29 protein-coding genes, 2 tRNA genes and 1 pseudogene are annotated in these 25524 nt (G+C 37.0%); 7 read left to right on the top strand and 25 right to left on the bottom strand.

The window, feature by feature from the left end:
- Nucleotides 1-15: 15 nt before the first annotated feature.
- The 13 genes from recC to ybgC form a co-directional block, all read right to left on the bottom strand.
- Complete coding sequence (gene recC / locus DXZ23_RS01200) at nucleotides 16-3420, bottom strand: exodeoxyribonuclease V subunit gamma (protein WP_017806954.1); 3405 nt, start codon at nucleotides 3418-3420, stop codon at nucleotides 16-18.
- 11 nt (nucleotides 3421-3431) lie between these two features.
- Nucleotides 3432-3737, bottom strand: coding sequence for a DUF5374 domain-containing protein (locus tag DXZ23_RS01195; protein WP_017806953.1), 306 nt, complete (start codon nucleotides 3735-3737; stop codon nucleotides 3432-3434).
- A complete protein-coding gene (locus tag DXZ23_RS01190; RefSeq protein ID WP_017806952.1) occupies nucleotides 3718-4383 on the bottom strand; it encodes a DUF2572 family protein in 666 nt (221 codons plus the stop codon). The genes DXZ23_RS01195 and DXZ23_RS01190 overlap by 20 nt, the downstream gene beginning before the upstream one ends.
- A 1-nt stretch (nucleotide 4384) precedes the next feature.
- Nucleotides 4385-5104, bottom strand: a complete 720-nt coding sequence (locus DXZ23_RS01185) for a type II secretion system protein J (RefSeq protein ID WP_017806951.1) — start codon at nucleotides 5102-5104, stop codon at nucleotides 4385-4387.
- Nucleotides 5105-5626 (bottom strand): prepilin-type N-terminal cleavage/methylation domain-containing protein, encoded by a 522-nt coding sequence (locus tag DXZ23_RS01180; protein WP_017806950.1) that lies wholly within the window; start codon nucleotides 5624-5626, stop codon nucleotides 5105-5107.
- A 179-nt stretch (nucleotides 5627-5805) separates the two neighbouring features.
- A tRNA-Lys gene (locus tag DXZ23_RS01175) sits at nucleotides 5806-5881 on the bottom strand.
- A 26-nt stretch (nucleotides 5882-5907) separates the two neighbouring features.
- Nucleotides 5908-5983: transfer RNA gene (locus tag DXZ23_RS01170), tRNA-Lys, on the bottom strand.
- Nucleotides 5984-6163: 180 nt separating this feature from the next.
- The gene (gene pal, locus DXZ23_RS01165; RefSeq protein WP_017806949.1) at nucleotides 6164-6616 is read right to left on the bottom strand and encodes a peptidoglycan-associated lipoprotein Pal; all 453 of its coding nucleotides are present in this window, start codon (nucleotides 6614-6616) and stop codon (nucleotides 6164-6166) included.
- A gap of 10 nt (nucleotides 6617-6626) precedes the next feature.
- Nucleotides 6627-7916: a Tol-Pal system beta propeller repeat protein TolB gene (gene tolB / locus DXZ23_RS01160; protein ID WP_238544437.1), complete on the bottom strand. Its 1290-nt coding sequence runs from the start codon at nucleotides 7914-7916 to the stop codon at nucleotides 6627-6629.
- Between the two features lie 51 nt (nucleotides 7917-7967).
- On the bottom strand, nucleotides 7968-9152 hold the full coding sequence (gene tolA, locus DXZ23_RS01155; protein ID WP_017806947.1) for a cell envelope integrity protein TolA: 1185 nt from the start codon (nucleotides 9150-9152) through the stop codon (nucleotides 7968-7970).
- A gap of 16 nt (nucleotides 9153-9168) precedes the next feature.
- Nucleotides 9169-9600, bottom strand: a complete 432-nt coding sequence (gene tolR, locus DXZ23_RS01150; RefSeq protein WP_017806946.1) for a colicin uptake protein TolR — start codon at nucleotides 9598-9600, stop codon at nucleotides 9169-9171.
- Nucleotides 9601-9651: 51 nt separating this feature from the next.
- Nucleotides 9652-10335: a protein TolQ gene (gene tolQ / locus DXZ23_RS01145; RefSeq protein WP_017806945.1), complete on the bottom strand. Its 684-nt coding sequence runs from the start codon at nucleotides 10333-10335 to the stop codon at nucleotides 9652-9654.
- Between the two features lie 93 nt (nucleotides 10336-10428).
- Complete coding sequence (ybgC, locus tag DXZ23_RS01140) at nucleotides 10429-10827, bottom strand: tol-pal system-associated acyl-CoA thioesterase (RefSeq protein WP_017806944.1); 399 nt, start codon at nucleotides 10825-10827, stop codon at nucleotides 10429-10431.
- A 248-nt stretch (nucleotides 10828-11075) separates the two neighbouring features.
- Between ybgC and DXZ23_RS15310 the strand changes: the two genes are divergently transcribed.
- Complete coding sequence (locus DXZ23_RS15310; protein ID WP_017806943.1) at nucleotides 11076-11216, top strand: hypothetical protein; 141 nt, start codon at nucleotides 11076-11078, stop codon at nucleotides 11214-11216.
- Here DXZ23_RS15310 and ybgE read toward each other — a convergent pair.
- The 4 genes from ybgE to DXZ23_RS01120 are packed head-to-tail and all read right to left on the bottom strand — an operon-like array spanning nucleotide 11213 to nucleotide 14327.
- Complete coding sequence (gene ybgE, locus DXZ23_RS01135; RefSeq protein WP_017806942.1) at nucleotides 11213-11500, bottom strand: cyd operon protein YbgE; 288 nt, start codon at nucleotides 11498-11500, stop codon at nucleotides 11213-11215. The two genes, DXZ23_RS15310 and ybgE, sit on opposite strands and share 4 nt — an antisense overlap.
- Nucleotides 11501-11503: 3 nt before the next feature.
- Nucleotides 11504-11602: a cytochrome bd oxidase small subunit, CydX/CbdX family gene (locus DXZ23_RS01130; protein ID WP_017806941.1), complete on the bottom strand. Its 99-nt coding sequence runs from the start codon at nucleotides 11600-11602 to the stop codon at nucleotides 11504-11506.
- Nucleotides 11603-11613: 11 nt separating this feature from the next.
- Nucleotides 11614-12750 carry a cytochrome d ubiquinol oxidase subunit II gene (cydB, locus tag DXZ23_RS01125; RefSeq protein WP_017806940.1) on the bottom strand — a complete coding sequence of 379 codons (1137 nt, stop codon included), beginning with the start codon at nucleotides 12748-12750 and terminating at the stop codon, nucleotides 11614-11616.
- Nucleotides 12751-12764: 14 nt separating this feature from the next.
- Complete coding sequence (locus DXZ23_RS01120; protein WP_017806939.1) at nucleotides 12765-14327, bottom strand: cytochrome ubiquinol oxidase subunit I; 1563 nt, start codon at nucleotides 14325-14327, stop codon at nucleotides 12765-12767.
- 420 nt (nucleotides 14328-14747) lie between these two features.
- On the opposite strand from DXZ23_RS01120, the gene DXZ23_RS01115 reads away from it, so the two are divergent.
- On the top strand, nucleotides 14748-15053 hold the full coding sequence (locus tag DXZ23_RS01115) for a DUF5339 domain-containing protein (protein WP_026138586.1): 306 nt from the start codon (nucleotides 14748-14750) through the stop codon (nucleotides 15051-15053).
- A gap of 36 nt (nucleotides 15054-15089) precedes the next feature.
- On the opposite strand, the gene hpt is transcribed toward DXZ23_RS01115, so the two are convergent.
- Entirely contained in the window at nucleotides 15090-15629 is a 540-nt protein-coding gene (gene hpt, locus DXZ23_RS01110) for a hypoxanthine phosphoribosyltransferase (RefSeq protein ID WP_026138585.1), read from the bottom strand.
- 245 nt (nucleotides 15630-15874) lie between these two features.
- A complete protein-coding gene (pmbA, locus tag DXZ23_RS01105; protein WP_017806936.1) occupies nucleotides 15875-17224 on the bottom strand; it encodes a metalloprotease PmbA in 1350 nt (449 codons plus the stop codon).
- A 115-nt stretch (nucleotides 17225-17339) separates the two neighbouring features.
- Here pmbA and yjgA point away from each other — a divergent pair, with 115 nt between their 5' ends.
- Nucleotides 17340-17873: a ribosome biogenesis factor YjgA gene (gene yjgA / locus DXZ23_RS01100; RefSeq protein WP_017806935.1), complete on the top strand. Its 534-nt coding sequence runs from the start codon at nucleotides 17340-17342 to the stop codon at nucleotides 17871-17873.
- Between the two features lie 115 nt (nucleotides 17874-17988).
- Here the strand turns inward: yjgA and DXZ23_RS01095 are convergent, their stop codons facing one another.
- The gene (locus tag DXZ23_RS01095) at nucleotides 17989-18870 is read right to left on the bottom strand and encodes a mannose-1-phosphate guanylyltransferase (RefSeq protein ID WP_256593700.1); all 882 of its coding nucleotides are present in this window, start codon (nucleotides 18868-18870) and stop codon (nucleotides 17989-17991) included.
- 47 nt (nucleotides 18871-18917) lie between these two features.
- Nucleotides 18918-19058, bottom strand: a complete 141-nt coding sequence (locus DXZ23_RS16095) for a sugar phosphate nucleotidyltransferase (protein ID WP_370444987.1) — start codon at nucleotides 19056-19058, stop codon at nucleotides 18918-18920.
- Between the two features lie 121 nt (nucleotides 19059-19179).
- On the opposite strand from DXZ23_RS16095, the gene gmd reads away from it, so the two are divergent.
- From gmd to DXZ23_RS01070, 4 genes are all read left to right on the top strand, one after another.
- Complete coding sequence (gene gmd, locus DXZ23_RS01085; protein ID WP_017806933.1) at nucleotides 19180-20301, top strand: GDP-mannose 4,6-dehydratase; 1122 nt, start codon at nucleotides 19180-19182, stop codon at nucleotides 20299-20301.
- 7 nt (nucleotides 20302-20308) lie between these two features.
- Complete coding sequence (fcl, locus tag DXZ23_RS01080; protein WP_021723796.1) at nucleotides 20309-21271, top strand: GDP-L-fucose synthase; 963 nt, start codon at nucleotides 20309-20311, stop codon at nucleotides 21269-21271.
- A gap of 11 nt (nucleotides 21272-21282) precedes the next feature.
- Entirely contained in the window at nucleotides 21283-21522 is a 240-nt protein-coding gene (locus DXZ23_RS01075; protein WP_017806931.1) for a hypothetical protein, read from the top strand.
- A gap of 63 nt (nucleotides 21523-21585) precedes the next feature.
- The gene (locus tag DXZ23_RS01070) at nucleotides 21586-22254 is read left to right on the top strand and encodes a glycosyltransferase family 10 domain-containing protein (RefSeq protein ID WP_021723795.1); all 669 of its coding nucleotides are present in this window, start codon (nucleotides 21586-21588) and stop codon (nucleotides 22252-22254) included.
- On the opposite strand, the pseudogene DXZ23_RS01065 reads toward DXZ23_RS01070, so the two are convergent.
- From DXZ23_RS01065 to DXZ23_RS01050, 4 genes and pseudogenes are all read right to left on the bottom strand, one after another.
- Nucleotides 22251-22901, bottom strand: a pseudogene (locus DXZ23_RS01065) (IS1595-like element ISHpa1 family transposase). The gene DXZ23_RS01070 and the pseudogene DXZ23_RS01065 sit on opposite strands and share 4 nt — an antisense overlap.
- 71 nt (nucleotides 22902-22972) lie before the next feature.
- Nucleotides 22973-23959: a glycosyltransferase family 2 protein gene (locus DXZ23_RS01060; protein ID WP_114995383.1), complete on the bottom strand. Its 987-nt coding sequence runs from the start codon at nucleotides 23957-23959 to the stop codon at nucleotides 22973-22975.
- A complete protein-coding gene (locus DXZ23_RS01055; RefSeq protein ID WP_017806928.1) occupies nucleotides 23956-24798 on the bottom strand; it encodes a glycosyltransferase family 25 protein in 843 nt (280 codons plus the stop codon). Before DXZ23_RS01055 ends, DXZ23_RS01060 begins: the two co-directional genes overlap by 4 nt.
- Before the next feature lie 19 nt (nucleotides 24799-24817).
- The gene (locus DXZ23_RS01050) at nucleotides 24818-25522 is read right to left on the bottom strand and encodes an ABC transporter ATP-binding protein (protein ID WP_021723793.1); all 705 of its coding nucleotides are present in this window, start codon (nucleotides 25520-25522) and stop codon (nucleotides 24818-24820) included.
- Nucleotides 25523-25524: the final 2 nt, after the last annotated feature.

Genomic DNA, 25524 nt, shown 5'->3' with positions numbered 1-25524 from the left:
TTTCAGCGGTTTTCTTTATTCGCAACTTTCTAACATTAACCCAAACCAATCTTGCATTGTTTTGCTCATCGCGTTTAAGTCCAATTGCACTAATTCTTGTTCGCTTAGCACGCGTTGCCAGTATTTATCTTCTTGCTTAAAGCCATAATCGTTACCGTAAATGCTTTCGTACAAGATGGCAAAGCATTTTTGTTGAATGGCTTCTTCATCATCTGTGCCTTTTTCATTTTTGAGTGCTTTGAAATAATGGCTAAGATTCGTTGTTAGCACTAAGCAAGGGGATTGTTGGGCTTGAACATAGGCTTCAAGATAACATTGTAATTGGGTAAGTGCGGTGCTTTTTGGCAGAATTTTAAACCGCACTTGTTCACCTTTTGCATAACTATGGGAGGGGGCGACATTTTCTTGTGTAGCACATTGCACTAAATAATAGATCCAGTTTTCAATCAGATCTTTATCGCGGATTTTCCCACCCACACGCCAAGTAACGCGTTCCATCAAACCATTAGCTAGAGGATAAAGTTTATCTAATACGCCGTTTAAGATTAATGTTTGTGTAGATAAGTTAAAGCTGAGATCGATAGGTACGCTTATGCTTTCTTTTGTTAAATATTCGGCGACTTGCTCTTTAATTCCCAAAATATTTTGGCTAATTTGTTGCTCATACACTTGAGCAAAATTTCCTCTTGGCATAATGCCTTTTATTTTCAATTGAGCAAAGAAATCCGCTAGTTCATCATCAGCCAAATACAATAAGGTTTGATTGATATGAAATAATTCCAAATGATCTAAACTAAAATTTTCTGTTTCAGCTAAAGCTAGCTCATCATTTTTTAAATAAACGCCAAGCACCTGTTCTAAGAAGAATTTTACTGGGTGCTGAACAAAACGGATTAACTGGGTTAATTCTACGTCTTTTATTTGAGTTAAATTATTTAATGGTTGGATAAACCCCAGCTCGTCTTGAATTGTTTTATTGACTAATGGCAACCATTTATGAGAGAAAGTGCGGTGATTTTTTTCGAAGTTTTTCTCGCTAAATGCCGTCATTGGGTGATGGGTAATCAGTTTGTTTCGCCAATACTCATTGGAATCCGGCTGTGATGGCTCTTCATCTGAAACAAGATTTTCTGCAATATAATCAATAAGCTGATTAACCAATACGGAAGGTTCTTTGGGGGCGTCATCAATAATTGAATGCCCAACATAGCTGAGATAAAAGTAATCTTGTGCAGATACCAACGCTTCAAGGAATAAATAACGATCGTCATCACGTTTAAAACGATCCCCTTTTTGGTGATGATATTGCATTAAATCAAAACTATTTGGTGTAGTTTGGCGTGGGTATTCTCCTTCATTCATTCCTAATAAGCATACCACCCGAAAAGGAATTGAACGCATAGGTAATAAGGTGCAAAAATTTACTTTTCCTGCTAAAAAACGCAAGTTATTTGGATTTTCCTGCAAGTAATCCGCCAACGCTTCCACAACAACTTCAGCACAAAGCGGTTGTGTAAATTTCACGTTCATTAAAGGCTCAATAAAGCGTTCAATGCAATCGGTTAAATACCATTGCGTCTCTTGGCTAGTTTCATCAAAATGAAAAAATGTTTCGACTAACTGTGATAATGCTTGCTGCCATTTTTCAATAGGATGATCCATACAAAGGGTTTGGTGCCATTGATAAAGTTGCTCAATCAACTCTGCCAAATACCCCGCTAATTGCCCTTTTAGCCCATAACTATTATCAAAACCAAGACTATCTTGCCAAATACCATTTTCCTCTCGCATAGCATAACCAAGTAGCATACGTTCAAGCCCAGCTTTCCAAGCGTTGTAATTGTCTTGTTGTGTACCAACATATTTTTCTAAACCAAAACGTATTCCTGAGTTCTTTACCCAATGATGAATGTAAGGTAAATCTTCCAGCTCAATATTAAAACGAGATCGAATACTTGGAATATCAAGGAAATCTAGCACATCTTGTGCGGTAAAAAGGCTTTCTTTTAAGGCGAGTAATTTCAGAAATGCAGACACTATGACATTATTTTCAACGATTTTATTATCGGAAATAGAATACGGAATATGAGGCTCCCCTTGCCCAAACACGGCTCGGATATATGGCGTATATTTATCAATATCAGCAACCATCACGACAACATCTTTTGGTGTGAGGCTAGAATCTTGATTAAATAAATGCAACAAATAATCTTGCAATACTTCGACTTCTCGCATCGCACTATAACAGGCGTGAAGAGAAAAAGAAGCGTCTTGCGGAATAAGGGCTAATTTTTCTGTTCCTGTTGGCGTTAGCGTTAAAATTCGTTGCTGAATTTGATGCAAAAGACTGTCTTCTCTCCGTTCAACATAGGCATTGATTTCATTCCCCTGCAGTTCGGTTAAAAGATAAAGAAAATCCCTGCCCTGCTTTCCCCAAGATGCGAGTAAAGGATTTCCAACCTGTAACAATTCCTGTTCAGCGGTGTACTCATATTGTGCATTATTCAGTTGAGTGAGCTGTTGGCTAGAAAATAAAGGGCTTGATTGTTTGCTTTGATGATCAATGCGGGAACGCAACTGCAATTTTTGCCAATATTGGCGATCCACAATATCTCCCCAATATTCACGGCAAGGATTGGTGAAAAAGAGATGCACCTCACAAAACTCGCTAATGCCTTTGAGTATTTCTAAATAGACTTTGGGTAATGCTGAAATACCAAAAACAAAAATTCGCTTCGGCAATTTTACCACCGCTTTTTGTGCTAATAATTGCAAAAAGCGTTGATGCAAAGAAGCACGATGCCAGCGTGTTTCATTCTGATTTTCTTGCTGAATTTCGGCGATTAACGCACGCCATAAGATCCCTTGCCATTCAATATGCTGCTCAATTTGCTCAACTAATTGCCCCTGATTTTCGTTATGTTGTGAAAGAATTTGTTGAATGATTTTATTGTTATCACCTTGTTCCCAAGCATTGATCCAATCGGGGCGATAGACTAAATATTGGTCAAATAAATCGGCGACCTTTTCAGCCAGTTGATACTGTTTTTGTTGTACCGATTGCGGAGCGGCTCGTAAATAATGACGCAAAGGGGAAAACGCTTGTTGCGATAAATGTTGTGGAATTAATCTCATTAAACGCCATACCATTTGCTCTTTAGAAAATTGATTTTGTTGGCTAATATCCAGTAAATTATCGCGATAAAGCTGCCAAATAAAGGTAGAAGGCATAGGAAATTGCAAATTTGCTGAAATTCCCTGTTTATCCGCAATCTGCCATTGTAGCCACTGAGCCATACCAGGGCTTTGTACCAGAATAACTTCTGATTGCAAGTGATCTGCCAGAGGTTCCCTAGTCATTAAATGTAAAAGAATTTCTTTTTGCACTTCTAGCAAATTGGAATAATAAACGGTAAACACGGACAATCCTTTTATAAACGTACATTCCCAGTGGGATAATGCACTGTAACTTGATTTCCATCGCAAGAAATATGGAAAATAATGTGGTTCTGTTCAATTTGAGACTGGCAATCTAGCCCCATAAGCCGACGCTGCTGTTGATTATTTGCAATAGACCAAGCTTGTAAATCTTGGAAAATTCTCACCGCACTTTGTCGCTGATGTGAAAGCCACTGATTAACGGAAAGAAAAATACCACTAAACAACGTTAAAGTCACCAGCAAAGAAAACAAATTCATTCCTTTATATTTTAACAATCTATAAGGTTTCAAAATCATTCCAACTCCGTTTTGCTAAACGCCAGAAACGATAATGCTCTACGACCTCATTAATCACGTTTTTATTATAGATTAACTTAATCTCATCGCTGATAATTAATTTCCCTTTTGTAATCACCGCCCCTCGAATTTCACCTTGCCCGCGGATAATAAGATCACCTTCTGACACAATAACCGCTTTAATATTTCCTGTGATATCCCATTCTTTCATAGGCGTTGAAAACCAATATAATGAATGGTGGTTTTTATCGAATTGCTTTAGCTTATCGGCAAAAAGTGAAAGAGATGAGGGGGAGAAATAAACATTAAAATCTCCTTCATTCATTGATTTATTCGGGATATTCCTAAATAGTGAGATGCGTTCGCACCAAGAAAAATGTGAAGTGCGGTCATTTTTTTCAGTATTTTTGAAAACAAGATGATAAATACTGCTTGGATAATCAATGGGTAATTGTTCACAGGTTTGGCTCGCCTGCGTTCTACTCATCTCAATTAAAGTTAAATCATTTTTGAAATAGTGCTGTTTTTGTACATTCATTGCTAAGTACAAATGCAAGATTTCTTGATTAAAGAACATAGTAATCATTAATAATGAGCTAATTAAAATTAGTAAACTAAGCGTTGCAATCCCTTTTTGAACAATCATATCAGCGACCTTGATTAAGCAATGGAATAACAATATGGCTTTTATACTGGATATGCGGTTGTTTGACTAAATATCCCATAAGATGGGCTTCAATTAATTCTCCTTCTTTTATCCATTGTAAGAAAAACTGAGAAATGGCAATTTCTTTGTTATCAAATAAATCCACCCATCCTCCTTTTTCGCATGCAGGTTGCTGAGTATAAGTTCGACATTGTTCTTGAGAACATTCCTGATTTACCGTATTTTTATAAGTTAAACGGGTTTCTAACATTTTTTTATTTAAGCGATAACCAAATAACTCACGTTCAATCTCTCTTACTTGATTTTTTCCATCTTGAATGCAAAGCCCTTTGGTATAAGTTGAGCCAATACAGCCAGAACTATCTAAATCATAGAAAAAAAGTACACAACTTCCCAGTGGCTCCCCTGAAACTTGGCTAATCAATACGCTTGTTCCTTTGTCATCCAATTCAAAAAAAGGAAAATTGGAAACTTGCAGTTTTTCTGTAACCGCCCGAAATCCAGAACGCCGTAAATCTTTCGCCATTAATTGAAGAACGCGTTCAATTTCATTTTGTAAATATAATTGCATTCGCATTTCTTGGTTTTGCTTTTGGCTATAGGTATAAAAAGAAAAAATAATGATTAATAAGAAAGAAGATAAAGAAATAGAAAGCATTAAAGACAATAAACTCTGCCCTTTAACATAACGACGATACATTTACTTATCTCCACAAGCACTCAAAGAAGAGATATCTTTTAATTTTAAACTTCCTACATTAAAAAATGAAAAAAGCGTTCGTTTATCCCCAGCTTGCAAAAGGAAACAATCTGATTGCACGGTATTCCGAATACCGCTCAGTCTTGCCATTTCTTTAGGATAATAGTTTTTACTTATAATCATTGTTTCTTGCGGGAACATCGGCGTATAAATATTAACCATTAATTCATTGGAACAATATTGGGGCTGTAAACAATTACAGATTTTATCTTGTTTTATTTGAGCAGAAATACACCATTTCTTACTAAGGAGATCACGATTTGCAACTAAAAACCATATGTCATTAGAGTTTTCGACTCTACTTTGAATATAACGTAAAAAAAGATAAAGCCTATGCTGCTCTTTTTCAAGCACCGCTTCATTATGATTTTGTTGCCAAATTGGCAATGCCATTAATAGTAATATGCTTAAAATTAATAATGAAATCAATGATTCAAGCAATGTAAAACCTTTTACATTCATACCTAAAATACTAATGTTTTATACCGCACTTTTATATATTCTACTTTAGCAAGTGCGGGGATTTTTAAATATGAAAATAAACTATTATTGCGATACAGATCGCAAAAACAATTTGTAAAAATAATTATTTCACCGAAGATAATTTATCAAAACTCTTAGACTAATACGATAGGAGTATTTGGTGGGTCGTGAAGGATTCGAACCTTCGACCAACGGATTAAAAGTCCGCTGCTCTACCGACTGAGCTAACGACCCTAATTTTTTAGGAAGTCACATTTGATTGGTGGGTCGTGAAGGATTCGAACCTTCGACCAACGGATTAAAAGTCCGCTGCTCTACCGACTGAGCTAACGACCCAACATTCTTGTTGCGTAACGGGGGCTTATGATACTGTTTTTATTTTAATAATCAATAAAAATTTTTAGTTTTTTGTTTATTTGAACGAATAAACAACAAATGAGATTGTTCGAGCCTAATTGTGGTGATGGATATAAAAAAACCGAGTGTTAAAACTCGGTTTTTGGGAAAAATAAGAAATTAGTATGCAAGTACCGCACGACGGTTTTTCGCATAGGCTGCTTCGGTGTGACCTAGCTCAGCAGGTTTTTCTTCACCGTAAGAAACAGTTGAAAGCTGAGTAGCTTGAACGCCTTTTGCAGATAAGTAGTTAGCTACCGCATCGGCACGACGTTGACCTAATGCAATGTTGTACTCTGGGGTACCACGTTCGTCAGTATTACCTTCAACTAATACTTTAGATGCTGGAGTCGCTGTTAAATAAGCGGCGTGGGCATCTAAAATTTGTTGATATTCGCCTTCGATATTGTATTTATCAAAACCAAAGTAAACGGTATTGTAACGTTGTTGTAAATCTTGAACAGAGTAACCACCGAAAGTTTGAGCAACAGTTTCGGTATGTTTTGATGAACTACAAGCAGCTAATACAGCAACACTACCAGCTACAATCAATAATTTTTTAAAGTTTTTCATTAAACTTCTCCTAGTTTTTATGTAAATATGGGGACCAAGCTGGAAATTTAACTTGCCCATCACTTCCTAGTAGACGTGCTTTAAAACGCCCATCAGCCGAAACTAATTGTAGCACCTTTCCTAGGCCTTGTGTAGAACTATAAATAATCATAGTTCCGTTAGGCGATAAGCTTGGCGTTTCATCTAAAAATGTTGAACTTAGCATTGTTGTTTCACCTGTTTTAAGGTCTTTCTTCATAATATGATCAGCGGAGATCATAATTAATATGTTTCCATCAGAAGAAATCTGTCCATTATAAGTTCGTGTACCATCACTCAATATTATTACTTCACTACCATTAGCACTCATTTGATATACTTGTGGAGAACCGCTTCTATCTGAGGTAAAAATGATAGACTGCCCATCGGGTGACCAAGAAGGTTCTGTATTGTTTCCCGAACTACGGGTTAATTGCGAAATTTGCCCGCTAGCTAAATCCATTACATAAATATTCAATGTTCCATCTTTTGAGGATGCAAAAGCTAGTTTTGAACCATCAGGAGAGAAAGCAGGTGCACCATTATGCCCTTTGAAAGATGCCACCACGCGGCGAGATCCAGAAAGCAAATCTTGCACCACGAGTTGAGATTTGCGATTTTCAAAAGAAACATAGGCTAATTTATTGCCATCTGGCGACCAAGCTGGTGACATTAATGGTTGTGAACTTTGTGTTACGATAAATTGATTATATCCATCGTAATCCGCAACTCGCACTTGATAAGGCTTTGAACCTCCATTTTTTTGTACAATATAGGCAATTTTTGTCCTAAATGCTCCCCGAATGCCCGTGAGCTTTTCAAATACTTCATCGCTCACTGTATGAGCACCAAAACGGATTGCACTTGCAGGTACAGCATATTGATTTTGAGCTAAAACAGCTCCAGCAATGCCCGAAGCACCAATCGTATCAACAAGCTGGTAAGCAATACTATACCCATTACTATTTGGTGTAACTTGACCAACAACAATGGCATCAATGCCCAAAGATGACCAAGCTTCAGGATTGACCTCTGAAGCCGAAGTAGGCAGCTGTGGCATTTTTGATACAGAAATCGGATTGAATTTTCCGCTATTGCGTAAATCTGCTGAAATAATGTCAGCTACATCGGTTGGCATTGAATCCACACCATTCCACTTAAATGGTACAACTGCGATTGGACGAGCACCATCCACTCCTTCATCAATAACGATACGAACTTCATCATTAGCAACGGCAACCTTTGCTAATAATAAGTACGCCATCATTATGAATTTTGTCATTTTATGGATCACTTTCATTTAATTCACCTTGGGTTTACTTATTCACGCCAATTATTTCCAATCAAAATCAATAATTGGTGCTTTATATTTACTATAAATAGCTTCTGAAGGAGCAGCGGGGACTTTTTTCGTTCTGGCGACAGCAATCATTGCTGCGGAACAAATATCATCAGGTCCAGAAACACGCTGGTAGTTAGAAATCGTACCATCGCGTTCCAGTTGAATGCGAATTCGACAAACTTTTCCTCTAAAGCTAGGATCTGTCAAAAAGCGACGCTGGATTTCTTTTTTGATCACGCCTGCATAACGATCACCAATTTTGACACCATCACCGGCACCTGACGCAGCACCGTTACCTTGACTGCCTGCATTATTCGTATTACTGCCAACCGTTGCACTTCCGCCAATATCACCGCCATTAAGAAAATCATCTAATGCCGCTTGCTGAGCTTTACGTTTTTCCGCCTCCACTTTTGCCTTCGCTTCTGCTTTGGCTTTTTCTGCCTTAGCTTTCGCTTCGGCTTTTGCCTTTGCGTCTGCCTCGGCTTTGGCTTTCGCTTTCGCCTCTGCGGCTGCTTTTTCGGCTTTCGCTTTTGCGTCAGCCTCCGCCGCCGCTTTTAGCTTCGCTTCTTGTTCGGCTTTCTGCTGAGCTTTTTTGGCTTCTTCCACCGCTTTTGCTTTGGCTTCTTCTTCCGCTTTTTTTGCCTGTGCGGCTAGGCGTTTTGCCTCTGCTTCGGCTTTTAATCTTGCGGCTTCCGTCTCTTGTTTGGCTTTAGCTTCTTGCTGCTTTTCTAAAGCAATGCGAGCTTGTTCTTCGCGTTGTTTTTGCTGTTCAGCTAGACGCTCTTGTTGCTTCTGAGCTTCAAGCTGTTTTTGTTGCTCAATTTGTTTTTGTCGCTGTTCCTCAAGGTGCTTCTGGCGAGCAAGCTCTTGTTGGCGTTTCTGCTCTTCCAATAAGGCTTGCTTTTGTGCTTGCGGATCGGGTTCTTGTTGTTTCGGCTGAGTTGGCTTCTCTGCTTGCCCTTTTTTCTGCTGTTGCAAACGCCCCCATTCTTGAGCCGCTGCCCCCGTGTTCACCATTACGGCACTGATTGCTTCGCCATCACCTTCGCCGCCACCCATTATATCCATTTTGTAATAAAGCGAGCCAAATATCAGCAAACCAAATAAAATAATGTGCAGAATAAGAGAAAGGGTAATTGAGCCAATATCGTTCTTTCGTTGATGATTACGCACAATAGACCTACTTACCTTAAATTGGGTTTGTCATTAATCCAACAGATTTGATCCCTGCTAGATGAAGTAAATTCAGTGCTTTAATCACTTCTTCATAAGGCACATCTTTCGCTCCGCCAACCAAGAACATTGTATTACTGTCTTTGTCATATTCTTGCTTAGCCATTTGCGTAACTGCCTCTTCACTGAGGTTTTCGCTCCGCTCGCCGTTAATGGAAAGGCTATATTGCCCGATGCCCGATACTTCTAAAATAACGGGGATTTTATCTTCATTGGAAACACTTTGGCTTTCTACCGCATCGGGCAATTCCACTTGCACGCTTTGCGAGATGATGGGGGCGGTTGCCATAAAAATAAGCACTAAAACCAGCAAAACGTCCAAGAAAGGGACGATGTTGATTTCTGATTTAATATCACGACGTTTACGACGTTTACGACGGTATGACATAATTGCCTCTAAAAAACTTGTTAAAAACTGACCGCACTTTTACGGCGAAACTTATTGATGTTTGCCAAAAACTTGACGGTGTAAAATTGTGGTAAATTCGTCAATGAAGTTGCCATAATTTTGCTCAAGTTTATTCACGCGTAAACTTAAACGGTTGTAAGCCATTACCGCAGGAATGGCAGCAAATAAGCCAATCGCTGTTGCGATCAAGGCTTCTGCAATCCCTGGGGCGACCATCTGCAAGGTGGCTTGTTTTGCACCGCTTAATGCCATAAAGGCGTGCATAATCCCCCAAACTGTACCAAATAAGCCGATATAAGGGCTAAGTGAAGCCACGGTGGCGAGGAAAGGAATGCGATTTTCGACTTCTTCTACTTCGCGGTTCATTGCCAAATTCATTGCTCGTGAGCTTCCTTGAATAATGGCTTCTGGCACGTATGGATTCGCTTTTTGCAAGCGTGAAAACTCTTTAAAGCCCACATAAAAAATTTGCTCGCTGCCCGTTAAGCCATCACGACGATTAGACAGCCCTTCATATAATTTGTTGAGATCTTCGCCAGACCAAAAGCGATCTTCAAAGGTGGCAGAATCTTTCAACGCTTTACTTAATACACGGCTACGTTGAATAATGATCGCCCACGAGATAATCGAAAAGGCAATTAAAATCACAATTACAAGTTGAACAACAACGCTTGCTTTCAAAAAAAGTTCCAAAAAGTTTAATTCACTGGTCATTAAATCGCTCCCAAAAACACGGATATATCCTCGTTAGCGTTCAAAATAAGGTAAGCAAATCCCCTATCATTTTGAAAACTAAAGAAAATAAATTTATGCCTTAAATGCGGCTTTGGTTTCCTCAGGGATTGCCGCGGGTTTCATTTTGCTGAGATCCACACAAGCCACTTTCACTTCAGCCGTGCAAATCACTACGTTATCTCGTTTGATTTGTTGTGAAAACAAAATCGTTGCCCCTTTGATGCCACTGACTTTCGTTTCCACCATTAATAAATCATCTAGCTTGGCAGCAAGACGATAATCAATTTGCATTGTTTTGACAACAAAGGCGTAATTCCGTTCATTCAGCAAATGCTGTTGCGAAAAGCCGAGTTGTCGTAAATATTCTGTTCTTGCACGTTCAAAAAAATGCAAATAGCGTGCGTGATACACCACACCGCCTGCATCAGTATCTTCATAATACACTCGAATGGGCATTAAATTGTCTTGCATTATGGCTCAATATTATTGCCGTTAGATTTCAACATAACTCCGCGTTATCGTGAATTTTAACGACGATTTTTAGGGTTGAAAATTGGCGTATTGTAGAGTGCTTGTGGTGGATTAGCAAGCAATAAAGTGCGGTCATAAAAGAAAAGGATTTTATCGCTTCGTCAATGATGTTGTAGAAAACCGTTCTTGGGTAGAAATTGCCAATGGCGATTGATACGCCGTAGAAAGGGTATGATATTTACTCGTCTATGCAAAATAATCGCCCAATCCCCACTGCGGTGGTATTGTCCAATCTACGAGAGGCAATTTTGTTTTATACGATGGCTTTCTCATTGCGAAAAAACCTTGCAAAAATTGACCGCACTTTCGTTTTGGTGAATTTGTTTTAATGAAGAAGATTTTGCCCAAACGTGATAAGGGCGACGGCATAACCAAGATAAGGAAAAAAAAGACATTGCCAAATTGTCGCTTTGATTTCAAAGCCTATGCCGTGAATCCATAAAATAACGGTTGCCCACAAAATTAATATTACCCAGTAAGGCGAAGCACTTCTTAATGCGGTGGCAAACTCATTCACATTAAAGAAAAAGCAAAGGGTTAAGCCAATCGCTAAAATGAATGAAAGGGCTCGCCACGAGCCCTTATTAACAAAAGAATACGCTTGATGGATCATTCTTTACTCATCAAATTTGCCAGTCTTTTCAATACTGATGGTAACCACCACACTTAGCATAATGGCAAATAAAACGCCCACTACCCATAAAACATAAAACATAATGTTGCTCCTTAGTATAATGAGTTTTTATTTTCTTCAATGTAATCGCTATCTAAGCGACCAAACATTTTGATATATGACCAAATGGTGTAAGACAGTAAAATTACTACAAACACTAAGGCAAGGCCTAACATTAATGTGAGAGTTAATTTACTGGATGTTGAATCCCACATTAAGAGGCTCATATCAGGGTGAGAGCTTGACGGCATTACAAATGGGAACATTGCGATACCGCAAGTTAAAATCACGCCAGCCATTGTCAATGAAGAAAATAAGAAGGCAAAACCACAGCGATTTGCTTTAGAAGCAAGCACATTCAATAACGCACCGCCAACGGCTAAAGCTGGGAAGAGGAATAACACTGGGGCATCAAAATAATTTTTGAACCAAGCGCCTGCTTCAATCGCCACTTGTTTATTGAGTGGTGATGATGGTGCATTGTGATCAACCACGCTGGTTACTACATAGCCATCTTTGAAATAAAGCCAAATGCCCGCCAACACGAAGGTGATTAAAGTTGCCATTGCACCCACTTGGGTAATCACACGAGCACGCTCACGCAATTCGGAAGTGGTTTTTAATTGCAACCACGCACCACCTTGTGTCACTAACATTGATAAGCTGATTAATCCACAAAGTAAAGCAAATGGATTAAGTAATTCAAAGAATGAGCCAGTATAGAAAATTTGGTGCATATCATTGAAATAGAATGGTACACCTTGTAATAAGTTACCAAAAGCCACGCCGAATACGACTGATGGCACAAATCCGCCAATAAATAAGCCCCAATCCCAAGCTTTACGCCATGTAGGGTTATCAATTTTAGCACGGTATTCTAAACCTACTGGACGGAAAAATAGTGCACCTAAAACAAGGATCATTGCAATATAAAAGCCAGAAAAAGAAGTGGCATATACTGATGGCCAAGCGGCAAACATTGCTCCTCCAGCAGTGAGTAACCATACTTGGTTTCCATCCCAATGAGGAGCAATGGAGTTAATCATAATGCGTTTTTCCACTTCTTTTTTCCCAGCAAATGGTAAAAGTGTCAAAACTCCCATATCAAATCCATCGGTTACTACAAAGCCAATTAGTAATACACCAACGAGAACCCACCAAATAAAACGTAGAAATTCGTAATCAATCATAGTTAGGCTCCTGATTATTTAGATGATTGTTCAAAATAGTAACGGCCTGTTTTTAATGCACTTGGACCAAGACGACCATATTTAAACATTAAATACATTTCTACTATTAAGAAAATGGTATAAAGAGTGCAGATTAAACCAATAGAGAACCAAAGATCTCCTGTGGTTAAATTTGATGCGGCTACGCCAACTGGTAATGTATCGTAAATCGCCCAAGGTTGTCGGCCGTATTCGGCTAAGAACCAGCCACTTTCAATTGCAAACCAAGGTAGTGGAAGCCCCCATAATAAGGCTTTTAATAATAATCGACTACGTCCTACAGTTTTACGTGCATTTTGAATTACTGCAGCAAGCATTAAAATTAAGATTAAACCGCCAGCAGCCATCATTATACGGAATGACCAGAAAGTGGGTCCGACATTAGGTACTGTATCGGCTACTGCTTGTTTAATTTGTGATTCTGTTGCATCAACGACTTTGTCTGTATAGCGTTTTAATAGTAAGCCATAACCAAGATCACCACGCACTGCATCAAATTGTGCTTTGGTTTCTTCATTGACTTGACCTGCTTTTTTCTCTGCTCTTAATTGCTCAAGCAAACCATAAGCCACCATACCTTGACGAACACGTTGTTCATTCACCACTAAAATATCGTTGATCCCTGCAAAGGTTTTATCCAATGAGCGGGTTACGATAATCCCTGCAGCGTAAGGAATTTGTAAGGCAAAATCATTATGTCTTTCTGCTTGATTTGGCACAACAATCATATTCCAGTTAGCTGGTGCAGGTTCAGTATGCCATTCACCTTCCATTGCCGCTAATTTCATTGGTTGTTTTTGACCGATTTCATAACCAGATTCATCTCCCATAATTAGCACAGAAACTACAGCGATAATACCGAATACGGAAGCGACAGAGAAAGAGCGTTTAGCAAAGCCAATATCACGACCTTTCAAAATATAATAAGCACTAATGGCTAAGACAAAGAATGCTCCTGAAACATAACCAGCGGATAGGGTATGTAAAAATTTACTTTGAGCCACAGGATTTAACCAAAGATCCATAAAGCTAGTCATTTCCATTCGCATTGTTTCAAAGTTAAACTCTGATCCCACTGGTGCTTGCATCCAACCGTTGGCTACTAAAATCCACATTGCAGAGAGATTTGAACCAAATGCTACGCAATAAGTTGTAAGTAAATGTTTTCCTTTTGATAAACGATCCCAACCAAAGAAGAACAATCCAACAAATGTTGATTCTAGGAAGAATGCTAATAAGGCTTCAATCGCTAATGGGGCACCGAAAATGTCACCCACATAGTGTGAATAATACGACCAGTTTGTCCCAAACTGGAATTCCATTGTAATCCCAGTCGTTACCCCTAGAGCAAAGTTAATACCGAATAACTTCCCCCAAAATTTTGTCATATCTTTATAAATTTCTTTGCCTGTTGCCACATAAAGGGTTTCCATAATCACAAGGATAAAGGATAGCCCTAAAGTCAATGGCACAAACAAAAAGTGATAGAGTGCAGTTAATGCAAACTGCAATCTAGAGAGTTCAACAACGTCTAACATCTCGACTCCTTGTAAATGCTACAAGTTTTTTATTAATGATTACTAAGTAATCATCCCCCAATTTTCTTAAAGGTATTCCTTTAAGTTATTACTGAAATTGAATTATCTTCATCGGTTTTTGCTTAGTTAGCGAATTATTATAGATAACTCAAGGTCGCTATGTATTCTACTACTAAAAGTGAGGATAAAAAATAGTGAATAATGCAAGATGGATCACATTTTTAGATTTATATCAAAAATGGGAGTAGAGGATTACTGTATTATTTTTTGATCATAATCAAATTATGGTTTTCTTTGGTTTTGATAAGTAAACATTTTTATATGTGTTCTTGGAATGAAAAATATTGAGAACTAGATTTTAAGATAAAATTTTGCCATTATTTGCATTTATATGTTTGGGTTAAATTAGGTCGTTTGAATATGAAACGTTTTTTAATTGGAACAATAGGAATTATGTCGTTTTTTTTGGGGGAACCTCTTTTTGCTATACAGCAATCAGGACACTTTCATTCTCCTATACAACAATGTGTAAAATTTTTTCAAGAAATTGAGGATCTTATTACTGAAGCAGAAAAGCAGCCAAGTACTCATATGCAGTTAGGAGTAATTAGGAATAAATTTGAGCAAGGCAAAAAAGAGATTTTGGAAATGGGGGAAGAATTACAGGCTAAAAGTTGTGAAATTGGTCTAGAGAAGCTACTTGGTCATAAAAATACGGATATGTAAAACCAGCTTGTGAGGTGAACACAAGCTGGTTTAGCACTATTCTTGTAGGATGACTTTACCAATATAGCTTAAATTTCGATAACGTTGAGCGTAATCAATGCCGTAGCCTACTACAAATTCGTCCGGAATCGTAAAACCAACCCAATCAACGGGAACTTCAACTTCACGGCGAGAAGGCTTATCTAATAATGTACAGATCCTTAATGATGCAGGATCGCGTAATTTGAGGATTTCACGCACTTTCTGCAAGGTGTATCCCGTATCAATAATGTCTTCTATGATCAACACCTGTTCGTTTTTAATATCGCCGTCAAGATCTTTGCTGATCTTCACATCGTGATTTGTCGTCATTCCGCTGCCATAGCTTGCAGTGGTCATAAATTCCACTTCCACAGGCAAATTAATCGCACGCACAAGATCCGCCATAAACATAAATGAACCACGCAACAGCCCAACCACAATGAGTTTTTCTACGTTTTGCTGTTGGTAATAGCCCGTGATTTCGTTCCCCAATTCAAGAATTCTTGAACGTACTTCTTGCTCTGAAATAAGCACATCAACATAATGTTTTTTCATCATTAATTTACCTTTCGCCACACGTTACAAAGTGCGGTGTGATTTTCGTTTAAAACGGCAAGATTGTAACAAAAAAAAGCTGAGATTTAAGTCTCAGCTTTTTAAATACCCTAACGAATTTACTTTCTACTCTACTTGTTTGGAGCATCTCAAAATGAAGATTCATTTCTGTAATACTTAACAAACGCGTTCATTCTAGCAAATCAAAAATAAATGTCAATAAGAATTATTCTCATTTGTAAAAATTAATTTCCCGATACTTTCATTCGTTCCAGTAAAATCGATCCCGTTTGAATATTAGAACGATGCTCCACATCATCAGCCACCGCAACAATTTGTTGGAACATTTCGGGTAATTGCCCTGCAATGGTAATTTCCGCCACGGGATACTGAATTTTCCCGTTTTCCACCCAAAAGCCCGAAGCACCACGAGAATAATCCCCCGTAACTAAATTCACGCCTTGCCCCATTAGATCAGTAACGAGTAAGCCCGTTCCCATTTTTTCTAAAAGTGCGGTCAATCCGCCTTGTAAATTTGGCTTAACTAGCCAATTATGAATCCCGCCCGCGTGTCCCGTGCTTGGCATTCCCAATTTCTTTCCGCTATAACTGGTTAAAAGGTAGGTTTGCAAAATCCCCTGTTCGATGATTTCCATATCCCTTGTTCGCACACCCTCACTATCAAAGGGGGAAGAGGCGAGCTTGCCGATAAGATGTGGGCGTTCGCTAATATGAAACCAATCAGGCAAAATCTTATGCCCCAAAGAATCCAATAAAAAACTGGCTTTGCGATACAAACTGCCACCGCTGATCGCCGCGGCTAAATGGCTAATCAATCCCGTTGCCACATCATTGAGAAACACTACGGGGACTTCTTGTGTGGCAATTTTTTGCGGATTTAAACGCGATAAGGCTTTCTTCGCCGCATTTTCCCCCACCCATTCAGGCGTGGATAACTGATCAGGATAGCGGGAAATGGTATATTCATAATCGCGTTCAAGCTGATTATCCTCTCCCGCGATCATTGAGCAAGAAAGAGAATAACGGCTAGACAAATAGCTCTGTAACATTCCATAACTATTGCCATACACTCGCACGCCGATGTGCGAATTAAACGCTGTCCCCTCGCTATTCACAATGCGTTGATCATAATCTAACGCACTTTTTTCTGCTTTCAATGCCAGTGCGGCAGCTTGATCCACGTCAATCTCAGCGGGGTGATACAACGAAAGATCGGGCGCATCAAACGCCATTAACTCGCGATCAGCTAGCCCCGTACAATCATCAGGTGAAGTATATTTTGCAATCGTTAAGGCAGCATCGACAGCATTTTTAATCGCTTCAGGGCGAAGATCAGAGGTGGACGCATTACCTTTCTGCTGCCCCAAATAAACGGAAATGCCCAATGCTCCGTCATTATTAAATTCCACATTTTCAATTTCTTGCAAACGGGTAGAAACAGAAAGCCCATTCACTTTTGTTACGGCAACTTCGGCACTTGCCCCCGCTTTTGTTGCAATATCAATGGCATAGCTCACCGCTTCACGTAATTCTTGTTCTTGCTGTGTTAAAAGTGCGGTCGGATTTTGTTGCATTTTTTTAACCTCTTATCAAAATTTGCGGTATTTTATCCCATTTTTCCTCATCTCGCTAATTCAGCAAAAATTGTGCTAAACTACAGGCTTTCAATGGTGATTTAGGACAAAAATAATGGCAAAACGCAGAAAAGAACAATTTGACTGGGAAGAGGAAGAACAAGAAGAAATTATTTGGGTCAGCAAAAGCGAAATTAAACGCGATGCCGAAGCCCTGAAACAACTTGGCGAAAAATTAGTCAATTTAACGCCAGCAAAATTAGAGAAAATCCCTCTCGCAGAAAATATTCTCGATGCGGTGACATTGGCACAACGTTTACAAAAAGAAGCCAAACGCCGTCAATTACAGTATATAGGCAAATTACTACGTCAAATTGATGTCGAGCCAATCCAAGAAGCCTTAGACAAAATTGAAAATAAACACAGCCAGCAACAAGCCTTGTTGCACAAATTAGAACATTTACGCGATGAACTTATCAGCAAAGACGATGCTCTCTTAAATACGGTGGTTAATGATTACCCCGCTGTGGATCGCCAGCATCTACGCAATTTGATCCGTGCTGCACAAAAAGAAAAAGCCCAAGAAAAACCAGCCAAAGCTTATCGAGAGATTTTTCAATATTTGAAAGTGGTAGTGATGGAAGAGTAGAAATAGAAAATTTATTTTGAATTATGGTTATGTAGAAGAGCAAGCCGATCTTCTACAACTTATTATTAATAAATTAGGAATAGGATGGGGATTTTAGCTAATTTTGTTTCACAGTTTATTTTGTATTATTCTCATTCATTCTTTTTATTAATATGCCGTTTGATGTTTCTACTATAATTAGGTCATCAATATTTTCTATAAGAATATTCGTGTTTTGTGATAAAACAAGGTTATTATGACAATTCTTTACTAAGATATTCCCTTCTAACACATTCCCATCTCTATTTTTATCCCTAATTTTCCAAATTGATTCAAATAATCCGAGATCATCCCATTGAGATGTTAATTCGATCATTTTCATAGAAAAATTAGCTTCAATACATTTTTCTATGACGGCATAATCGATAGATTGAGATTCAGATTTTTCAAAATCCGCTTGATTTGGATAAATAAAGGTAATGTTTTCTATGCTTTTCTCGACTCTATTTTGATATGCAGCACGAACAAAATGATATATTCCGAGACAAAATTGACGAATTGCTTTCAACCAGATTGATGTTTTTAAAATGAAAACTCCAGAGTTCCAAAAATAGTTACCAGCAGATAAATATTGTCTTGCTCGTTCAATATTTGGTTTTTCTACGAATTGTTGAACATCAAAGTAAGAAGAGGCTTTTTTATGCACTTGAATATAGCCATAGGCTGTTTCCGGCTTAGTTGGTCGAATGCCTAAAGTGACTATATGATCATCTTTTGCTAAGTCAATTGCTTGATTAACTGCTTGTATAAAATTCTCATTATTTATAATTAAATGATCGGCTGGGCAGATAATTAGAATAGGATCATTATTTTTAGCTTTAGCATTGAGTGCGGCTAGCGTTAGAGCAGGTGCGGTATTTTTTCCTATAGGTTCTAAAATAACTTGATTATTTTTAATGAAATCCCCTAATTCCATTAATTGCGGGAGAATTAAAGGGCTGTGTTTTTCACTTGTTATTATGAGAGATGGCAGTACATTACCTAATGAAGATTGTGCTAAATTTTCTAAACGTAAATATGTATTTTGTATTGGTTATGTAATGCTAGAAATTGCTTAGGCACTTCCATAGTAGATAAGGGCCATAATCTTTTCCCTTCACCACCACATAAAATGACGGGCTGAATCTGAGTGATTGAATGTTCCATTCTATCCATTCTAATTATTTCTTCAATAAAGCATTATTCTTATATTTCTCCTTATTTTACCTCTTTTTGGAGAATAAGAATAGTGTATAATTAGGATATACTTTTTATTATATGAGGCTCTATGAAAAAGAAAGCATTAATTACAGGTATTACGGGACAAGATGGTAGTTATTTAGCAGAATTTTTGCTTGAAAAAGGATATGAAGTACATGGAATAAAACGGCGGTCATCAACCTTTAATACTCAAAGAATAGATCATATTTATCAGGATCCTCACATTGAGAATATTAATTTACAGCTTCACTATGGCGATTTAACGGATACATCTAATTTAACTCGACTTATTGCCGAAATATGTCCAGATGAGATTTATAATTTAGGGGCCCAGAGCCACGTTGCGGTGAGTTTTGAATCGCCAAAATATACGGCAGATGTTGATGCTATAGGGACATTGCGGTTGCTTGAAGCAATTCGTTTTTTAGGGCTTGAGAAAAAAGTTCGCTTTTATCAAGCAAGTACATCTGAATTATATGGTTTGGTTCAAGAAATACCACAAAAAGAAACCACGCCTTTTTATCCCCGCTCTCCTTATGCTGTTGCAAAACTTTATGCTTATTGGATTACAGTTAATTATCGAGAAGCATATGGTATATATGCTTGTAATGGAATTTTATTTAATCATGAATCACCTAGAAGAGGCGAAACTTTTGTGACAAGAAAGATTACAAGAGGTCTAGCAGCAATTTCTCAAGGATTAGATTCTTGTTTATATATGGGAAATTTAGATTCATTGCGAGATTGGGGACACGCAAAAGATTATGTTAGGATGCAATGGATGATGTTACAACAAGATAAGCCTAGAGATTTTGTTATCGCAACAGGAAAACAATATAGTGTTAGAGAATTTATTTTATGGGCTGCACAAGCATTAGGAATTGCTTTAAGGTTTGAAGGCGAAGGGGTGAATGAAATTGGTATTGTTTCTGGCGTTGATTCTAGCTTATCTCCTGCCGTGAATGTAGGGGATGTCATTATTAAAATAGATGCGAGATATTTTAGACCTACAGAAGTAGATACTTTGTTGGGGGATGCTACGAAAGCTAAAGAACTGCTTGGCTGGGAACCGCAAATTAGTGCCAAAGAAATGTGTTTAGAAATGGTTGAAGAAGATTTGAAAATAGCAAGAAAAGTGGCGTTTTTGCGTAAGAATGGTTTTGAATGTCCGGTATCTTTAGAGCTTTAATGAGGTAATGATGAAAAAGGTTTTTGTTGCTGGTCATAATGGAATGGTTGGTTCCGCAATATATAGGAGCCTTAGGCAGAATAACGAGATTAGCGTCATTACGTGTACACGTAATGAAGTTGATTTTACAAATCAACTTCAAGTTAGAGAATTCTTTTCTGATAATTATATTGATGAAATTTATCTTGCAGCAGCTAAAGTAGGAGGAATTCAGGCTAATAATAATTTTCCTGCAGATTTTATTTATGAGAATTTAATGATTGAAGCGAATGTTATTCATTCTGCTCATTTATGTGGTGTGCAGAAATTATTATTTTTAGGTTCTAGCTGTATTTACCCTAAGTTTGCTCATCAACCGATTAAGGAAAATGAATTATTGACAGGTGGATTAGAGCCAACGAATGAACCTTACGCCATTGCGAAAATTGCAGGAATAAAATTATGTGAAAGTTATAACCGGCAATATGGTAGAGATTATCGTAGCGTTATGCCAACGAATTTATACGGACCTTATGATAATTTTCATCTAGAAAGTAGCCACGTTTTACCCGCATTGATTCGACGTTTTCATGAAGCTAAGATTCAGAAAAAACCAATAGTAGAGGCTTGGGGAACGGGAACGCCAATGCGGGAGTTTCTTTATGTTGAAGATATGGCTGAGGCGAGTATTTTCGTGATGAATTTGGATAAGTCTTTATATCAAAATCATACTAGCCCTATGTTAAGTCATATTAATGTAGGAACAGGGCAAGATTGCTCGATTAGGGATCTAACAGAGCTAGTCGCAAAAATCATAGGTTATCAAGGCGATATTGTTTGGGATACAAGTAAACCTGATGGTACACCTAGAAAATTATTAGATGTCACTTGTTTATCTAATTTAGGTTGGAAATATAAAACGCCATTGGAGGTAGGCATAAAGAAAACATATGAATGGTTCTTATTAAATCAGGATAGTTATAGAAAATAACAGGAAAGAAAATGAGTATAAAAGTAAGATTTGTTGATTTTTGGAATGGGTTTAATTGTTATGATAATATTATCACTGATATATTGACTAGAAGAGGAGATATCGAAATTATTGAAAATGGCGAACCTGATCTATTAATCTATTCTTGCTTTGGTAATAAACATTTCGAGTTTAATAATTATACTAAGTTATATTGTAGTGGTGAAAATGATGTGCCTAATTTTAATTTTTGTGACTATGCTATTTCATAGCATTACTTAGAGTTCTCTAATCGCCATTTGAGATTGCCTTTATTTAATTTACAAAAGGCTAGAATGCTAGCAGCAGAAAGAAGTAAAGCTGATATAGATTCCCATTTAGAGTCATTTATTCAACGAAAATTTTGTAGCATCGTTGTAAGTAATAGTCTGTATGCCGATCCTATTCGAGATCGATTTTGGAATTTACTCAATCAGTATAAAGAAATCGCCTCAGGAGGCGGTTATAAAAATAATGTAGGAGAACCAGTAAAAGATAAATTAGAATTCATTAAAGGATATAAATTCAATATTGCCTTTGAGAATAGTATGGTAAGTGGGTACACCACAGAGAAAATTATAGAACCTTGTATTGTGAATACAGTACCTATCTATTGGGGAAATAGATTAGTAGCTAAAGATTTTAACCCAGAGGCGTTTATTGATATTAGTGATTTTGATAGCTTAGATCGTGCTGTTGATTATGTTATCAAGGTAGATAATGATCCTGAATTATATACTAGTTATCTTAAGGCTAACTTACTCAATAGATATCCTTATCTAGATTATGAGGAAATTATAAGTAATTTCTTTAATAATATTATTGATAATGGAATGCCTGTTTTTCGTACGAAATATGGACGAGTAGGTATATTTTTAAAAGAAATTGAGAATATAAAAGAACCAACTTCAAATAATATATTCAAGAAAATTTTTAAAAAATTTGGGGCTGTCCTAGATAACTAGACTAAACTCCCTTTAACCAATTGTTTTAAAATAGAAATTTGACTTTTTATGTTGCTGTAATTAAAACGCCATTCACATTCCTTTAAATAAAGCTCAAAATGCGCTTTTGGGATACCATTAAATTTGCGTAAATGGCGTTTTGCTTGGCTTCAAAAATTCTCAATTCCGTTAATGTGGTTATGATTTTCAGCAAAATGTGTGCTGTGATTGATACGAAAATGACTAAATTCACTCACATCAAGCACGTCATAACTACGATAATTATCGGTGTAAACAATACTATCAGGCTTTACCTGCTCCCGAATAATGGGTAACAAGGTGGCAGATTGCGTATTTGGAACCGCAACGGTATAAACCTTGCCATTGCGCTTGAGAAGCCCGAATACCGCAATTTTCCCTGCCGCACCACGACCACGTTTGCCTTTGCGAGCACCGCCAAAATAACTTTCATCGGCTTCAATTTCACCTTCAAACATCTCTAAGTGAAGGCTGTTTTGATAGATGAGTTGGCGTAAACGATGAAAGTAATATGCGGCAGTCGTTTTGTTTACATTGACTAACTCTGCTGCTGTCCTTGCAGTAACACCTGCAACAAATAGCTCAATGAGTTTATTTTGTTTGTGCTGACTTAGACGACTTTTTCTCATTGGTTCATTCTAACCTAAATAGATTTTTTAGTTGTTATCTAGGACAGCCCCAAAAATTTATATAATCTTTTTTATTTTCTAGACAGTTTACATTTTCGATATGAAAAAACAATGAATCGTTTCTTCATATCGTTAGTTATTGAAAGAAAATATTTTGATAAATAGAAAATAAATTTAGCTTTGTTTTTTATCGTGGTTTGAAGGTAAGTATAAATTTCCACGAAAGAGCATTCTAGAAAGTATTCGATAAGCCTATTATCTTGAGAGGTAATTTCATTCTTGAATTGCTTTTGATAGGTCAATAGATAGGTTTGAGCAAGGGAAAGTTGCTTAATTTTAAGGCTGATGCTATTACCTTCGTGAGTGCTAGATAAAGGATTGAAATGATAAATATAAAACACGTTATCTATAAATGAAAAACTGTTTGTTTCCATTAACATAGCCATATAAATAAGCAAATCTTCGGCAAGAATAAATTTACGATTAATAAAAGCCAATTTTTTGATTGCGGTTTTCAAACAGGTTGCATTGTACAGTTTTCCAGCGGCGGACCAATTTATGATATTTCGATTTTGTAGTAGAGCCGTTAAGAGGGCATTATGTGATTGAATATTGGTGAAATCTGTGATTTCTTGAGAAGAAGTTAAATAAGGTAAGGCTTCTTCTACCCCCCCCCCTATCATTTTTGGAGATTGTAAACAATTTTTTTTTAAATATTGAAACATAACAATATCTGATTTAGGGTGAGAAAATAAAGAAGCTAAGGCATCCTTTGTTAACTCATCATCGGAATCTAAAAAAAGGATATATTCTCCGGTAGCAGCTTCTATACCCGTTTTTCTAGCCCAAAAAGTTCCCATATTCTTAGGATGTTTGAATAATTTTATACGCGGCTCAGATGCCATATAGCTTTCAATAATCGATGAAGTATTATCCGTTGAGCCATCATCTATAAAGATAGCTTCAAAATTCTGGTATGTTTGGTTTAAGCAGGATGTCAATGATACCAAAATATGATGTTCAGCTTGATAAAACGGAATAATAATCGAAAATTTCATTTTGTTTTCCTTGCATCATTATAAGCTATATGTCTTTTCTTTAGATATGCTTTCAGTAGAGATATATTATGTTTTAAATAAGCAAATAAGGATAAATTATTATTCGCTATTTGTTTTTGTAATTGAACTCTTTCAGTTTCCAAATGAGACTGAATACTCAAGTCTTCTATTACTAATCGAGGAAAAAGATGTGCGATAGATATCTTGTAGTTATATTCATCATTAACTTGATTGATGATTTCTTGAAAATCATCAGCAAGCCAGTAAACTTTAGTTTTTTGAACAAGTTGGATGATATATTTCAATGCATTAACATTAATTGCATAACCAACAGTACCAGGAGTATAGAAGCCATAAATACAACCTAGCTTATAATTTTCGAACCTATAAGGTTTAAATTGTAAAGGATAAGCTAATCGATATTTCCGGCTTCCTTTAAAAGATGGGGCTTTGGATTCTCCAAAAATAATAATATCAAAATCAGATTGTTTCAGAATCCTTTCTAATTTAGGGAAATCTTTATTGAATTTTGCATCGTCTTCACAAACAATTAAATAAGATTGTTGAGATAGTGCTTGTTCATATATTTTTATATGAGATAGCGAACAAGCAGCTTCACCATAACTAACATCACGACCATATAACTTTTTTGCTTTAGCGAAATCAAAATGCTCATCAATATAGGCTTTATCTTCATCTTTTTTAGCATCAATAGCATAGAAAGTTTCAAATTGAATATGATTACTATCTAAGCTCGACACTTGTTGATAAAAATTTTTTCTTCTAAGTTCATCTTTTTGTAAGGATAAGACAAAACCTTTGTATTGAATATTTTTCATTATCTTAAATTAAAATAAGTTAAAGAAGGTCTGATTTAATGATTTCACCGTGTTCTAAATGTATATGGGTAGAACAAGTCCGTTCAGCCAGTTTTTTATCATGGGTTGCCATAACTAAAATACCGGCTTGGTTGATAAATTTATTTAAACGTTCTTCCGCTTTCATTTTAAACTTTTCATCTCCAACACTAATCCATTCATCCATTAGTAATATTTCGGGAGAGATACTCGTTGTAATTGAAAATGCGAGTCTTAAGATCATTCCACTCGAATATGTTCGAACTGGCATATGGATAAACTCACCAAGTTCACTAAACTCAATGATATCATCTATAAGTGAATTTATTTTTTTTGGGTGTATCCCTAAAAATAAACTTCTAAGTTTAATGTTTTCTATTCCTGTAGCTTCTTGATCCATACCAAGCATTGAGTCTAATAGAGATGTCACTTTACCTTTTATATGAATTTTTCCTTCTATTGGAGCATATACTCCGGCAAGTACTCGTAATAAAGTCGTCTTACCAGAGCCATTGTGTCCGATGAGAGAAACTCTATGCCCTTCTTTCAATGCGAAGGAAATATTTCTTAAGGCTTCTACTTCTGGTACTTTTCCCCTTTTTATATTTCCACCAGTGGCTGCTTTTATTAGACTTTGCTTAAAAGAACGTTGTTTGGCATCATAAATAGGAAATCTAACGGAAACATTATCTAAAATAATATGCATAT

Origin of the sequence: Avibacterium paragallinarum (assembly GCF_900450705.1) — a bacterium.
GTDB lineage: Bacteria > Pseudomonadota > Gammaproteobacteria > Enterobacterales > Pasteurellaceae > Avibacterium > Avibacterium paragallinarum.
Note: the sequence above shows the minus strand (reverse complement) of the source record. Positions and strands in the feature narration are given on the sequence as shown.